The sequence below is a fragment of the Komagataeibacter rhaeticus genome (genome assembly GCF_011611525.1).
In the GTDB taxonomy this organism is placed as follows: Bacteria; Pseudomonadota; Alphaproteobacteria; order Acetobacterales; family Acetobacteraceae; genus Komagataeibacter; species Komagataeibacter rhaeticus.
The window spans coordinates 987,820-999,898 of sequence record NZ_CP050139.1; the positions used below are offsets into that span (position 1 = coordinate 987,820).

The window sequence follows — 12,079 nt, forward strand, 5'->3', positions numbered from 1 at the left end:
CATGAATTCCTGTTGAACCGCGTGGTTTCCTGCCTTTCTTAATTGCCCCGTTGCTGTCCGCGCATCGTGTTCGGCTCATAGCGGGGAAAATCATGTCAGTTTCCAGCATCCATGAAAGGGCCACGGTACGCGGCATGTCCATGCTGCGCACGGCGATGGGACCGGCGATTGCCCGGCACCTCGCTGATCCTGCCATTGTCGAGGTGATGCTCAATCCCGATGGCAGGCTGTGGATCGACCGCCTGTCCGAGGGGCTGGGCGATACCGGCGACAGGGTTACGCCGGCCGATGCCGAGCGCATCGTACGCCTGGTCGCGCACCATGTCGGGGCGGAGGTGCATGAGGCAGCACCGCGCGTATCGGCGGAACTGCCAACCGGTGAGCGGTTCGAGGGATTGCTCCCGCCCGTCGTGACCGCCCCGAGTTTCGCCATCCGCAAGCCCGCCGTGGCCGTGTTCACCCTCGACGATTATGTCGCCGCCGGAATCATGACGGTGGGGCAGGCGGTATTTCTGCGCCGCGCGGTCGCGGAACGGAAAAACATCCTGGTCGCCGGCGGGACATCGACCGGCAAGACCACGCTGGTCAATGCGCTGCTGGCCGAGGTCGCGAAAACCGGTGATCGCGTCGTGCTGATCGAAGATACGCGGGAACTGCAATGCACAGCCCCCAATCTGATCGCCATGCGTACAAGGGATGGTGTCGTAACCCTGTCCGAACTGGTGCGGTCCGCCCTGCGCCTGCGGCCCGACCGTATCCCGATTGGTGAGGTGCGCGGCCCCGAGGCGCTGGACCTGCTGAAAGCATGGGGCACCGGCCATCCCGGCGGTATCGGTACACTACATGCCGGATCAGTGCTCGCGGCCCTGTATCGGCTGGAACAACTGATCCAGGAGGCGGTGGTCACAGTGCCACGCGCCATGATCGCGGAAACCATCGACGTCATCGCGGTCCTGTCCGGACGCGGCACGGCCCGCCACCTGTCCGAACTGGCAGAAATCGATGGCCTAGATCCCGTGACGGGTGCCTATCGCATCCGTCCGGTCAGCTTCTCGTCTCCCGAAACATCCTGCTCTGCCAATGGAGAGTCATCATGAGGCCGCCTTCACGTCTGCGCGCCGTCGTGTGCGCTGTCGCACGTCCTGACTGGCATGTGCGGGATCTCCGTGTATTCGGAACGTCCCTGTTGCTGTCGTTTGCTTTCGCGTCGTCGGCATGGGCGTCAGGATCCAGCATGCCGTGGGAAACCCCGCTCAACGAGATTCTGGAATCCGTGCAGGGACCGGTCGCCAAAATCATCTCGGTGATCATCATTACCGTGACCGGCCTGACGCTGGCCTTCGGGGAAACATCCGGCGGGTTCCGCCGCCTGATCCAGATTGTCTTTGGTCTATCCATTGCTTTTGCCGCGTCCAGCTTCTTCCTGTCGTTCTTTTCGTTCTCCGGTGGGGCGCTGATCTGATGGCCGTGGGATATGACGATGATGCCGTGCCGGGCTTCCATGTCCCGGTGCATCGCTCGCTGACCGATCCCATCCTGCTCGGTGGTGCGCCCCGCGCCGTTGCCATCGCCAACGGCACGCTGGCGGCAGCGATCGCCCTTGGTCTGCGGCTGTGGCTGATCGGGGCCGCATTCTGGATCGTCGGCCATGGGCTCGCGGTCTGGGGTGCGAAACGCGATCCGGTCTTCATCGAGGTGGGACGACGGCATCTCCGTTATCCCGCCTGGCTTCGTGCGTAGAGGGAGGACAGGGCCATGATGTCCCTTGGCGAATATCGCAACCGAAACTCCCTGCTGTCTGATTTCCTGCCCTGGGCCGCGCTGGTCGAAAAGGGCGTCGTCCTGAACAAGGACGGCAGTTTTCAGCGCACCGCAAAAATACGTGGTCCCGATCTCGATAGCGCAACACCAGCGGAACTGGTCGGTGTGACCGGAAGATTGAACAATGCGCTCCGTCGCCTTGGCTCAGGCTGGGCGGTGTTCGTGGAAGCGCAGCGCGTCCCGGCGACACTCTATCCTGACGGTGACTTTCCCGACGCAGCCAGCCAGATGGTCGACCTGGAGCGCCGGGAGCAGTTCGAGGATGAGGGCGCGCATTTCGAGAGTCGGTATTTTCTGACCCTGGTCTGGCTGCCACCGGCGGAATCATCAGGTCGCGCCGAGCGTTTTCTCTATGAAGGCAGGGAACGCGATGGTCCCGATCCGCATGGCATGCTCCATACGTTCGTGGACCGCACGGATCGGATGCTGGCCTTGCTGGATGGCTTCATGCCCGAGGCGGCATGGCTGGATGACGGTGAGATGCTGACTTATCTGCACAGTACCATCTCCACCCGGAACCAGCGGGTCCGGGTGCCGGAAATTCCGATGCATCTGGATGCCCTGCTGGTGGACCAGCCGCTTTCGGGTGGTCTGGAGCCAAAGCTGGGCGATGCCTTCCTGAAAACCCTGACCATTACGGGTTTCCCGTCGCGGACTTTCCCCGGAATCCTGGACGACCTGAACCGGCTGGCCATGCCCTATCGCTGGTCCACCCGCGCCATCCTGCTGGACAAGACCGACGCCACCAAGGTGCTGACGAAAATCAGGCGCCAGTGGTTCGCAAAGCGCAAGAGTATCGCAGCCATTGTCCGCGAAGTGATGACCAATGAGGCGTCAGTTCTCGTGGATAACGATGCCGCCAACAAGGCAGCCGATGCCGATCTGGCGTTGCAGTCGCTGGGCGCGGATGATGTCGGGCAGGCTTACATCACGGCCACGGTGACGGTGTGGGATGGCAGCGCCAGCATAGCGGCGGAAAAACTTCGCCTCGTGGAAAAGATCATTCAGGGCCGTGACTTCACCTGCATGGCGGAAAGCCTGAACGCGGTGGAGGCGTGGCTGGGATCTCTGCCGGGGCATGTCTACGCCAATGTGCGGCAGCCCCCGGTCTCGACCCTGAATCTGGCGCACATGATTCCGCTTTCCGCCGTGTGGGCAGGGCCGGAGATGGATGGGCATTTCAAGGCCGCACCGCTGTTTTATGGCAAAACGGCAGGGGCCACGCCGTTCCGGTTTTCCCTGCATGTCGGCGATGTGGGTCATACGCTAATCGCGGGACCGACCGGGGCAGGTAAATCCGTGCTGCTGGCGCTCATGGCGCTCCAGTTCCGTCGCTATGCGGGATCGCAGATTTTTGCCTTCGATTTTGGCGGGTCGATGCGCGCGGCAACGCTGGCGATGGGAGGCGATTGGCGCGATCTCGGGGGTGGACTGACAGATGCCGATCTGTCTGGAGAAGAGGGCAGCGGCGTATTACTTCAGCCGCTGGCGCGGATCGATGATCCGGATAAGCGCAAATGGGCCAGTGAATGGCTCGGTCAGATCCTTGTCGGCGAGGGGGTGGCGCTGACCCCGGAGGTGAAGTCTCACCTCTGGTCGGCTCTGAATTCGCTGGCATCGTCGCCTGCCCGTGAGCGGACCCTGTCCGGCCTGGTCGCGCTTCTCCAGTCCAACGCCCTGAAGCAGGCGTTGGCGCCCTACTGCCTCGGTGGTCCCTACGGCCGCCTCCTGGATGCGGATGCCGAGCGTATCGGGGATGCCGATGTGGTGGTGTTCGAAACCGAAGGTCTGATCGGCTCGGGCGCGGCCTCCTCCGTTCTGTCGTACCTGTTCCACCGCATCGAAGGCCGTCTGGACGGCCGGCCGACCCTGCTGGTCATCGATGAGGGCTGGCTGGTTCTCGATGACGGGGATTTCTCCGGCCAGTTGCGAGAGTGGCTGAAAACCCTGCGCAAAAAGAACGCCAGCGTCATCTTCGCCACCCAGTCCCTGTCGGATATTGCCAATTCCCGCATTGCTCCGGCGGTGGTGGAAAGCTGCCCGACACGGATATTCCTGCCTAACGAGCGGGCGATCGAGCCGCAGATCATGGCGCTCTATCGGGATTTTGGCCTGAACGACCGACAGATCGCCATCATCGCGCGGGCCGCGTCGAAGCGGGACTATTACTGCCAGACGCAACGCGGCAATCGCCTGTTCGAACTGGGGCTCGGGCCTGTCGCACTCGCCTTATGCGCAGCATCAGGGAAGGACGATCACAAGCTGATCGATGCAGTGCTGGCGGAACACGGCCGGGACGGTTTTCTCCTCGCGTGGTTTGACGCGCGGGGCGTGTCATGGGCGGCGGATCTGTTGCGCGACGATCGCGGGGCGGAGGACGTGCCATGACGGAAAGACATTGCCAGCTTCGGACCGATTTTTTTGCGCGTGTGAGAGAAAAACATTTCCATCGCACTGCTCTTGTCGCCTCTGTTACGCTGGCATTCGGTGCAACGTTCGACCTTTCACGACCGGCCCGTGCCCAATGGGCGGTCTATGATGGGGCGAACCACGTCCAGAACGTGCTGATCGCGGCCCGCACGCTTCAGCAGATCGACAACCAGATCACATCTCTTGCCAATCAGGCGCAGATGCTGGTCAACCAGGGCCGTAATCTGGCGAGCCTGCCACTGTCGACATTGTCGACGCTGCAATCAACGATTTCCCAGACAACAGCCTTGCTCGCGCAGGCACAGAACATCGCTTATTCGGTGACCTCGGTCGAGCAGCAATACCAGCAGGCGTACACCTCAATCTCGTCCGGCATGTCAGACAGTGCCCTGTTCAGCCAGGCACAGACACGGTGGCAGAATTCCGTGGGCGGGTTCGAAGATGCCCTGAAGCTTCAGGCTCGGGTGGTAGGAAACATCCCCAGCGACAGTTCGGCCATGACCCAGCTTGTCTCTTCCAGCCAGACCTCCACGGGCGCGTTGCAGGCGGCGCAGGCAGGAAACCAGCTTCTGGCGCTACAGTCCCGTCAGTTATCCGACATTCAGGCCGAACTTGCTGCCAATGGCCGCGCCACAGCCCTGCAACAGGCGCGCGATGCTGCGACGGAAGCGGAAAGTGAAGCCCAGTATCAGCATTTTTCACAGCATGACGCCTATGTGCCCGGCACGGTGTCCATTTTCGGCAGCAGCGGGAACTGACCGCCATGGCGATGGGCAATGTGGGCGTTATCGACACTTTCCTGAATACCTTCACCACCACCATCGACAGCGGCTTCGGTCTGGTGAAGGGGAATGTGATCTCACTAGCAGGAACACTGTCCGTGCTGGATATGGCGCTGGCTGGCCTGTTCTGGGCCTGGGCTGCTGATGAGGACATCATCCAGCGTCTGGTGAAGAAGACGCTCTATATCGGATTCTTTTCCTTTCTGATCAGCAATTTCTCCAGTCTGTCGAAGACCGTCTTTGACAGTTTTGCGGCCCTTGGCCTGAGAGCCGGTGGCGGCAATCTGGCACTCGGAGACTTCCTGCGGCCCGGCCGACTGGCATCCACGGGTTTCGATGCAGCCCAGCCGCTTCTGGATTCAGTCCATAATCTCCTTGGTCCTGTCGCCTTCTTTACGAACTTCATTCAGATCTTTGTGCTCTGTCTGTCGTGGCTGATCGTGCTCGCGGCGTTCTTCATTCTGGCCGTGCAGCTTTTTGTTGCCCTGATCGAATTCAAGCTGACCACGCTGGCGGGTTTCATCCTGATCCCCTTCGCCCTGTTCAGCCGCACCGCCTTTCTGGCGGAAAAGGTGCTGGGCAATGTCGTCTCGTCGGGTGTGAAGATCATGGTGCTGGCGGTCATTTCCGCTATCGCGTCGGTTCTGTTCGCCCAGTTCTCAACCTCCTACGGCAGCGACGTTCCCACGATCGGGCAGTCCGTCTCGGTGGTGCTGGCCTCCCTTGCAATTGTCGGCCTGTCCATTTTTGGCGGCAGCATCGCCAATGGGCTGATTTCCGGCGCACCGCAGCTTGGCGCGGGAGCGGCAGTCGGTACCGGCATGGCGGTTGGCGCCATGGGTGCTGCTGCGGCGGCCGGTGTCGGGGCTGTTGCTTCCGGTGGTGCCGCAGCCCTCGGCGCCACGGCTGCCGCCGCGCGGGGAGGGGCCGCGATTGCCGGGGCTGCTACCTCCGCCTATTCGGCCGGAGCCGCAGGCGCGTCTGGCGGCGCGGGCAGCATGGCCGCCGGGATCGGAGGCATGGGCCGGGCCGTCGGTGGAAATGTCGCGAATGCCGTCAAAGGGGCGGCTTCGCGTGCCGGTTCATCCCTCAAGGAAAGCTATGCCGCCGGTGGACGCTGGGCCGCGCGCGGGATGGGGGAGGGAGGCGAAGGCGGAGCCGGGGATAACGGACCGGCACCTTCTGGAGGCGGTGGTCCTGCCGGAGAAGGGGATGGCCCCACGGGTGGCGGCCCTACCGGTGAGGGTCCGTCTGGTGGAGATGGTGGCGGTTCCGGCGAACCGCCCCGCTGGGCTCAGAAGATGAAGCGCCGCAATGCCGCCGCTCATGCTGCTGAGGCCGCCCATGTTATCCGCTCCGCCGATGGCGGGGGCGGATCTTCCTCCATCGATCTGTCGGAAAAGGAATGAGGACGATGTTCCGTCGCTCCACCACCCGCTACGGGACCACGCCCGAGCCTGTCACGCCCTATCAGAAAGCCGCGCAAGTCTGGGACGAGCGCATCGGCTCCGCCCGTGTACAGGCCCGTAACTGGCGGCTGATGGCGTTCGGCTCTCTGCTTCTGTCCGCAGGCCTTGGCGTAGGGCTGGTCTGGCAGTCCGCGCGCGGTACCATCACGCCGTGGGTCGTGCAGGTCGATCGGCTGGGGCAGGCGCAGGTCGTGGCCCCCGCGATAGCGGGCTATATGCCCACCGATCCGCAGATCGCTTGGTATCTGGCGCAGTTCGTTCATGACGTGCGCGCTCTGTCGTCGGACCCTGTGGTGGTGCGGCAGAACTGGCTACGCGCCTATGATTTCACCACCACGTCGGGCGCTCAGGCGCTTAACGATTATGCCCGCCTCAATGATCCGTTCTCGCGCATCGGGCATGAGCAGGTCGAGGTGGACATCGCCTCGGTGATCCGGGCGTCTCCCGGCAGCTTCCGTGTCGCCTGGAGCGAGCGCCATTACCGCGACGGCGCGTTCACCGGCACCGAACGCTGGACCGCCATCGTGTCGGTCGTTCTGCACACGCCACGCGATGCCGACCATCTCAGGAAAAATCCGCTCGGAATCTACGTCTCCGCCATCAACTGGTCGAAGGAGCTTGGTCAATGACGCGCTTCATTTTCGCAGCCCTTCCTGTGGCGCTGCTCTCGCTTGCCGGTTGCGCGGGCAGTTACCATCCGCCCGTCATCCGGTACGATGACGCCGCGCGCGCGACGAGAATTCCCGATCCACCGAAGCCCGTGCAGGTGGTGGAGGTGCCACAGCCACTTCCTCTGCCGGGCCAGTTCAAGCCACTGCCGTCACGACGCACGGCCCATCCGGTCCCCGAGGTTACTGATCCGACCACGCGCGTGACCCAGGCTAATCTGGCGGCGCGCATCCAGCCGACGCGGGCCGGTTTCATCAATGCGGTGCAGGTCTATCCCTATTCTCCGGGTGCCCTCTATCAGGTCTATACCTCGCCAGGCGAGATCACGGACATCATGCTCCAGCAGGGTGAAAAACTGGTGGGCACCGGCCCAGTTGCTGCTGGGGATACGGTGCGCTGGGCCATCGGTGACACCGAAAGCGGAGAAGGGGCGACCAAACGCATCCATATCCTGGTGAAGCCGACCCGGCCGGATCTGACCACTAATCTGATCATCAATACTGACCGACGGACTTATCTGGCGGAATTGAGGTCAACACCCCCCACATACATGGCGTCGGTCTCGTGGAACTATCCCGAGGACGATCTGATTGCCCTGCACCGGCAGGACGACGCGGCCGATGACTCTGCCCCAGTGGACGCGGGGCTGAATCTCGATACCCTGAATTTCCGCTATGCCATCCAGCCGGTGAAAGGCGGCACGCCGCCCTGGTTACCCGGCCGGGCCTTTGATGGTAACCGGCCGCTCTGGGCCGCCTTGATTATGCGGCCTGTCTGTGCAGTGTATTCGGTAAGTTACCAGTCACAATCCTCAATCATAAGGCGGCCTCAAACGGCCGGTTACCTTTGATGACGGTCACAAGGTCTATATCGCTTTTCCATCCGGGATCGGGCAGGGGGAACTGCCGCCGCTCTTCGTGCTGGGGGCGGATGGCGGCCCGGAACTGGTCAATTACCGGGTGCGGCAGAACTGGATGATCGTGGATCGGCTGTTCGCCGCCGCTGAACTGCGGCTGGGCGATAAGCATTCCGAGCAGCGGGTGCGCATTGTCCGCATTGACGGCAGGAAGTCATGACCGGGCAGGCTCACACAGTGGGAGAAAATTCTGCGGCTCCGGCCACAGGGGGAAATTCCGCAGCATCACCGCCGCCACCTGATCTGCGTCTGCGGACGGAACGACCGCGTGTCGTGCGGCTTTCCCGCACCGTGGTCTGGTCGCTGGGCGGGGTTGGCATGATCGCGGTGGCCTTCGCGCTGGGCTATGCCCTTCAGGCAAGCCATCGGGTGTCATCCACGCCTGCCGCGCAGGACGCGGATGTGCGTCCCTCTGCCGACGGGCTGGCGGGACTGCCGTCCGACTATGTCGGCAAGGATGTGCCGAAGCTGGGACCAGCGCTGCCCGGTGATCTGGGGCATACCATCCTCCACGCACAGGAGCAGGGAAAGGCAGCCTCGGGTGGCGACGACCGCCGTGCCGCGCAGGAGATCGAGGCCGCAATCGCCAGCAAATTGTTCGTGCAGACGGGAGAACGCGACCGGGGTACCGACCAGGCAACTTCGCCCACATCGGGTGCATCTGCGTCCCAGGCAAATCCATCTTCTTCGACCGACGCCCAATCAGGCAACCGTGCCTTTCTGGCAGGCCAGCCTGACCGCGCGACGACCAGCCCGGATCGCATCATGCCGTCAGCTTCGCCTTATATCCTTCAGGCGGGCACTGTCATCGCGGGGGCGCTGAACACGAAAATCAGCTCTGACCTTCCGGGTCAGATTACTGGCCATGTCACGCAGAACGTCTATGACAGCCCGACCGGTCGTTTCCTGCTGATCCCGCAGGGAAGCCTGCTGTTCGGGGCCTATAACAGCGGCATTTCTTTCGGGCAGCAGCGTACCCAGATCATCTGGACCCGGCTGATTTACCCGAACGGCGAGAGCCTGGTGCTGGAAAAACTGCCCGGTGGCGACGCCATCGGCCAGTCCGGCCTGTCCGATGAAGTGAACAACCACTGGGGCCAGCTTTTCAGGGCTGCCATCGTGACCACGCTCCTGAGCGTCGGATCAGAGGCCGGAACCAGTCAGAGCGAGAACAATCTGGCGCAGGCCATCCGTTCTGGGGCCAGCAATGGGTTTTCCATGGTTGGTAACCGGCTGGTTGATCGCAGCCTCAACATCCAGCCGACCCTAACCGACCGGCCGGGGCTGCCTTTCACCTTGATCCTTAACCGCGACCTTGTCCTGCAACCTCGCCACGCAAAGGAAACAGCACCATGACAACGCTGCGCATCACTGAAATTCCGGATGAAAAGCCGGTCCGCATGCCCGTGGACTTACCGGCGGACCTCCATCGTGATCTGGTGACTTACGCAGCACTGGTCAGCCAGAATGGTCAGCCCGTCGATCCAACCCGTCTCGTGCCGCACATGATCCGTGGATTCATTGCATCTGATCGAGCTTTCGCGAAGCTTAAGCGTGCGCGAGCTAAGCAGATAGTAAGCAGAGAAACTTAGTCTATTCGAGATTCTGCTTTCCCAAGAAAACAAGTATTTTATGTGCGACGGTCGACAAATTTCTATCGCGCCATCCAATGCCGTAATCAAGATGTGAAAAACCGTCGCCGTCGCGCACTTCTAGCACAGTTACCTGCTCAAGGATCGTACCTGGAAAAAATGCGAGCCAGCCAGCCGGCATGAGCGTAATACCATGTCCGTTAATGACGAGAGCGATCGTCCGCAGACTTATGATTTCTTCCCTACACACTGTTGGTAGAAAGCCAGCAATGCTTGCTTTGCGTTTTAACAGTGTAGACATGTCCTCTCCTGTATCATCGTTACCGAAGACAAAAGTTTCTTCCCGTAAATCGCTCCAACATGTCGTGACAGACGAAGCAAGAGGATGGTTTGTCGGTGTCACAGCGACAATTCGATCGCTCCACAGTGGTAAGGTAGCTGCGCAAGATTCGTTCAGCGGAAGGGCTATAATTACTAAATCAACGATACCGTCGAAAAGAGCCGAAATTACATCTCTCTTGGATACGTCACGATATATAAACGAAATACCGGGATAAAGAATTCTATACGGTTCGATGAAGGCCGACACCCGTCCTGGCGGTACATTACTTTGTATTCCTATTGATACGATACCGCTTTCACCCAAGGCGCATCTCCGAGTATATTCATAAAGAGCATTTGTGTCGTGCAACAGAGCCTCAGCTTGTCGGAGGAATGCTTCGCCGACTGGCGTAGGCGTTGTGCCAGATGATGTCCTGCGGAAAAGCTGAATTCCGACGCGCTCCTCAAGTAGCCGAAGTGAACGACTGACTGCGGACTGTTTGGAATTTAGAGCGCGTGCCGCGCCATGGATGCTTCCTTGAAGAGCAATTGCGCATACGCATTGCAGTTCCCGTAGATCAAGAGGAGGGTGTCTTACCATTCCATTTCTTTCCTCTCATACAAATTAAAATTCGACAGTTTGTAGTGTGAGTGTTGTAACGCACAATAATATAATTTATGTATACATGAAAAATATAATGTAATATTTATATATGTCTTATATACCACAATTAATACCTAGATATATTTATTCGCATCTATAGATATGCGCGCATGACTCTAGTTTGTAGGCAGAGATAAGATTGTCGGGTCCATTCTCCCAGCAACGGCAACAATTGCAATAACAGCAATAGAAAGTGCAATTTCGGCTATTGTTCCGCGTTGAAGATATTTAAGGCTAACCGTAATGTTTCTTTTCTGGCGTAGATTTTTCACGTATACATAGCGGTTGACGCAGGCGATACAGACCATACCGCTCGTTAATCCCAGCTTGAGAATGAGTAGTGTAGAATAGACAGTGACATGCTTCGGCCATCCCCCCAGGATATTCAGGCCGAGTCCAGAGCCGGTAAGCAGGACCAGAAGCACCGCGATATGCCCCGCAGCCGAGTACCGTGCTAACGCCACTTGCATGGAGCAATCCCACTTCTTTTTTCGTGTATCACTGACAAGCATGGCAACGGGGATGAGGCCCCCGCACCAGAAACTACCTGCAAGCAAATGCACGGCCTGGAAGAACATCGCGCCCACACCGATCATGCGCACGTGACCTGTCAAGGCTGTCGCCGTCAGAAGCACGCATGCGGGTATGACCGACAGGACCGCGCCGCATTTACGCCAAGTTAGAAGTAGAAGACAGACGCCAGCTACGGCCTGAATGATCCATGCCTGTCCAATGGTGGTGTCAACAAGCACGGCTTTGCTTAAAGTCGGCGAGAAGGCATCCTGCCATCCATCTCCGACCTCGGAGACTTCGGCTGGCAGTGTTGCAACGACGATTACCGTCGTAAAAACGCTCCCCCATGCCCAAAACTTTCCCAGGCGGGCAGAGAGTGCGTTTCCGAGTTTGCGCGGAGCCAGCCACCCTGCAAAAAGCAGGCTACCTGTAAGAAAGAGCGCCAGGCTGTCTCGTGCGGCGCGACATAGGATCAGGAAAGCATCCGGTGTCATCGGTTAGTAACTGTGAACCCGTAGACGCCATGAGTCTTGTGTCCATCGACGGCAAGGGCGTGCCAGGTTACGGAATATCGTCCAGGCACGAGGTCAATTTTGAGCGGGATCGTCAGAGTCTTGCCGTCATCCGACAGGGAAACGTTTCCTGTTTCTATAACATTACCCTTGGGGCCAGTGACAACGACGCCGGTGAGCTTGACAACTACTGCTTCAGTAAAGCCTAGCGTCAGGCTCTGCGGCGCCGTTCCCGTGCTATCCGCAGCGGGTATTTCGGCGTTCAGGTGGGCATGTGCATAGGCAGGGTCCGCCATCTGCAGAACGAAGTTCCCTGCGAGACACATAGAGGCAACGATTTTACGGATAGAAGTCATGTTTACTTTCCTTGCTTGGTGTGAATTACAGCAG

General features: G+C 60.0%; 12 protein-coding genes and 3 pseudogenes. 11 read left to right on the forward strand and 4 right to left on the reverse strand.

The annotated features are described in order from the left end of the window. Positions 1-92: 92 nt before the first annotated feature. From trbB to GWK63_RS04685, 11 genes and pseudogenes are all read left to right on the forward strand, one after another. Entirely contained in the window at positions 93-1,097 is a 1,005-nt protein-coding gene (trbB, locus tag GWK63_RS04635; RefSeq protein WP_082770880.1) for a P-type conjugative transfer ATPase TrbB, read from the forward strand. Next, positions 1,094-1,462, forward strand: a complete 369-nt coding sequence (locus tag GWK63_RS04640; protein WP_034933525.1) for a TrbC/VirB2 family protein — start codon at positions 1,094-1,096, stop codon at positions 1,460-1,462. The genes trbB and GWK63_RS04640 overlap by 4 nt, the downstream gene beginning before the upstream one ends. Then, positions 1,462-1,740, forward strand: a complete 279-nt coding sequence (locus GWK63_RS04645) for a VirB3 family type IV secretion system protein (protein ID WP_007397919.1) — start codon at positions 1,462-1,464, stop codon at positions 1,738-1,740. Before GWK63_RS04640 ends, GWK63_RS04645 begins: the two co-directional genes overlap by 1 nt. A 15-nt stretch (positions 1,741-1,755) precedes the next feature. Further along, positions 1,756-4,209: a conjugal transfer protein TrbE gene (trbE, locus tag GWK63_RS04650; protein ID WP_110581268.1), complete on the forward strand. Its 2,454-nt coding sequence runs from the start codon at positions 1,756-1,758 to the stop codon at positions 4,207-4,209. Next, complete coding sequence (trbJ, locus tag GWK63_RS04655; RefSeq protein WP_034933520.1) at positions 4,206-5,009, forward strand: P-type conjugative transfer protein TrbJ; 804 nt, start codon at positions 4,206-4,208, stop codon at positions 5,007-5,009. The genes trbE and trbJ overlap by 4 nt, the downstream gene beginning before the upstream one ends. Positions 5,010-5,014: 5 nt before the next feature. After that, a complete protein-coding gene (trbL, locus tag GWK63_RS04660; protein WP_034933517.1) occupies positions 5,015-6,442 on the forward strand; it encodes a P-type conjugative transfer protein TrbL in 1,428 nt (475 codons plus the stop codon). 5 nt (positions 6,443-6,447) lie between these two features. Continuing rightward, complete coding sequence (gene trbF, locus GWK63_RS04665) at positions 6,448-7,131, forward strand: conjugal transfer protein TrbF (protein ID WP_034933516.1); 684 nt, start codon at positions 6,448-6,450, stop codon at positions 7,129-7,131. Further along, positions 7,128-7,898: pseudogene (locus GWK63_RS04670) on the forward strand (TrbG/VirB9 family P-type conjugative transfer protein); the annotation flags it as partial. The gene trbF and the pseudogene GWK63_RS04670, both read left to right, overlap by 4 nt. 118 nt (positions 7,899-8,016) lie before the next feature. Further along, positions 8,017-8,247, forward strand: a pseudogene (locus GWK63_RS17400) (TrbG/VirB9 family P-type conjugative transfer protein); the annotation flags it as partial. Next, positions 8,244-9,443 carry a TrbI/VirB10 family protein gene (locus GWK63_RS04680; protein ID WP_110581267.1) on the forward strand — a complete coding sequence of 400 codons (1,200 nt, stop codon included), beginning with the start codon at positions 8,244-8,246 and terminating at the stop codon, positions 9,441-9,443. The pseudogene GWK63_RS17400 and the gene GWK63_RS04680, both read left to right, overlap by 4 nt. Further along, on the forward strand, positions 9,440-9,679 hold the full coding sequence (locus GWK63_RS04685) for a DUF2274 domain-containing protein (protein ID WP_007397926.1): 240 nt from the start codon (positions 9,440-9,442) through the stop codon (positions 9,677-9,679). The genes GWK63_RS04680 and GWK63_RS04685 overlap by 4 nt, the downstream gene beginning before the upstream one ends. 1 nt (position 9,680) lies before the next feature. Here GWK63_RS04685 and GWK63_RS04690 read toward each other — a convergent pair whose 3' ends face one another. The 4 genes and pseudogenes from GWK63_RS04690 to copC form a co-directional block, all read right to left on the reverse strand. Continuing rightward, positions 9,681-10,325, reverse strand: a complete 645-nt coding sequence (locus GWK63_RS04690) for a LysR family substrate-binding domain-containing protein (RefSeq protein ID WP_228120804.1) — start codon at positions 10,323-10,325, stop codon at positions 9,681-9,683. Between the two features lie 132 nt (positions 10,326-10,457). Further along, a pseudogene (locus tag GWK63_RS17525) lies at positions 10,458-10,601 on the reverse strand (LysR family transcriptional regulator); the annotation flags it as partial. 179 nt (positions 10,602-10,780) lie between these two features. Beyond that, on the reverse strand, positions 10,781-11,671 hold the full coding sequence (locus GWK63_RS04695; RefSeq protein WP_034931184.1) for a CopD family protein: 891 nt from the start codon (positions 11,669-11,671) through the stop codon (positions 10,781-10,783). Then, a complete protein-coding gene (gene copC / locus GWK63_RS04700) occupies positions 11,668-12,045 on the reverse strand; it encodes a copper homeostasis periplasmic binding protein CopC (RefSeq protein ID WP_010517558.1) in 378 nt (125 codons plus the stop codon). The genes GWK63_RS04695 and copC overlap by 4 nt, the downstream gene beginning before the upstream one ends. Between the last annotated feature and the right edge of the window lie 34 nt (positions 12,046-12,079).

Coding starts and splice junctions, on each gene's coding strand:
- trbJ (WP_034933520.1), top strand. CDS start 4,206: ATGACGGAAAGACATTGCCAGCTTCGGACCGATTTTTTTGCGCGTGTG.
- GWK63_RS04695 (WP_034931184.1), bottom strand. CDS start 11,671: ATGACACCGGATGCTTTCCTGATCCTATGTCGCGCCGCACGAGACAGC.
- trbE (WP_110581268.1), top strand. CDS start 1,756: ATGATGTCCCTTGGCGAATATCGCAACCGAAACTCCCTGCTGTCTGAT.
- GWK63_RS04680 (WP_110581267.1), top strand. CDS start 8,244: ATGACCGGGCAGGCTCACACAGTGGGAGAAAATTCTGCGGCTCCGGCC.
- GWK63_RS04685 (WP_007397926.1), top strand. CDS start 9,440: ATGACAACGCTGCGCATCACTGAAATTCCGGATGAAAAGCCGGTCCGC.
- trbL (WP_034933517.1), top strand. CDS start 5,015: ATGGCGATGGGCAATGTGGGCGTTATCGACACTTTCCTGAATACCTTC.
- GWK63_RS04645 (WP_007397919.1), top strand. CDS start 1,462: ATGGCCGTGGGATATGACGATGATGCCGTGCCGGGCTTCCATGTCCCG.
- trbB (WP_082770880.1), top strand. CDS start 93: ATGTCAGTTTCCAGCATCCATGAAAGGGCCACGGTACGCGGCATGTCC.
- GWK63_RS04640 (WP_034933525.1), top strand. CDS start 1,094: ATGAGGCCGCCTTCACGTCTGCGCGCCGTCGTGTGCGCTGTCGCACGT.
- copC (WP_010517558.1), bottom strand. CDS start 12,045: ATGACTTCTATCCGTAAAATCGTTGCCTCTATGTGTCTCGCAGGGAAC.
- trbF (WP_034933516.1), top strand. CDS start 6,448: ATGTTCCGTCGCTCCACCACCCGCTACGGGACCACGCCCGAGCCTGTC.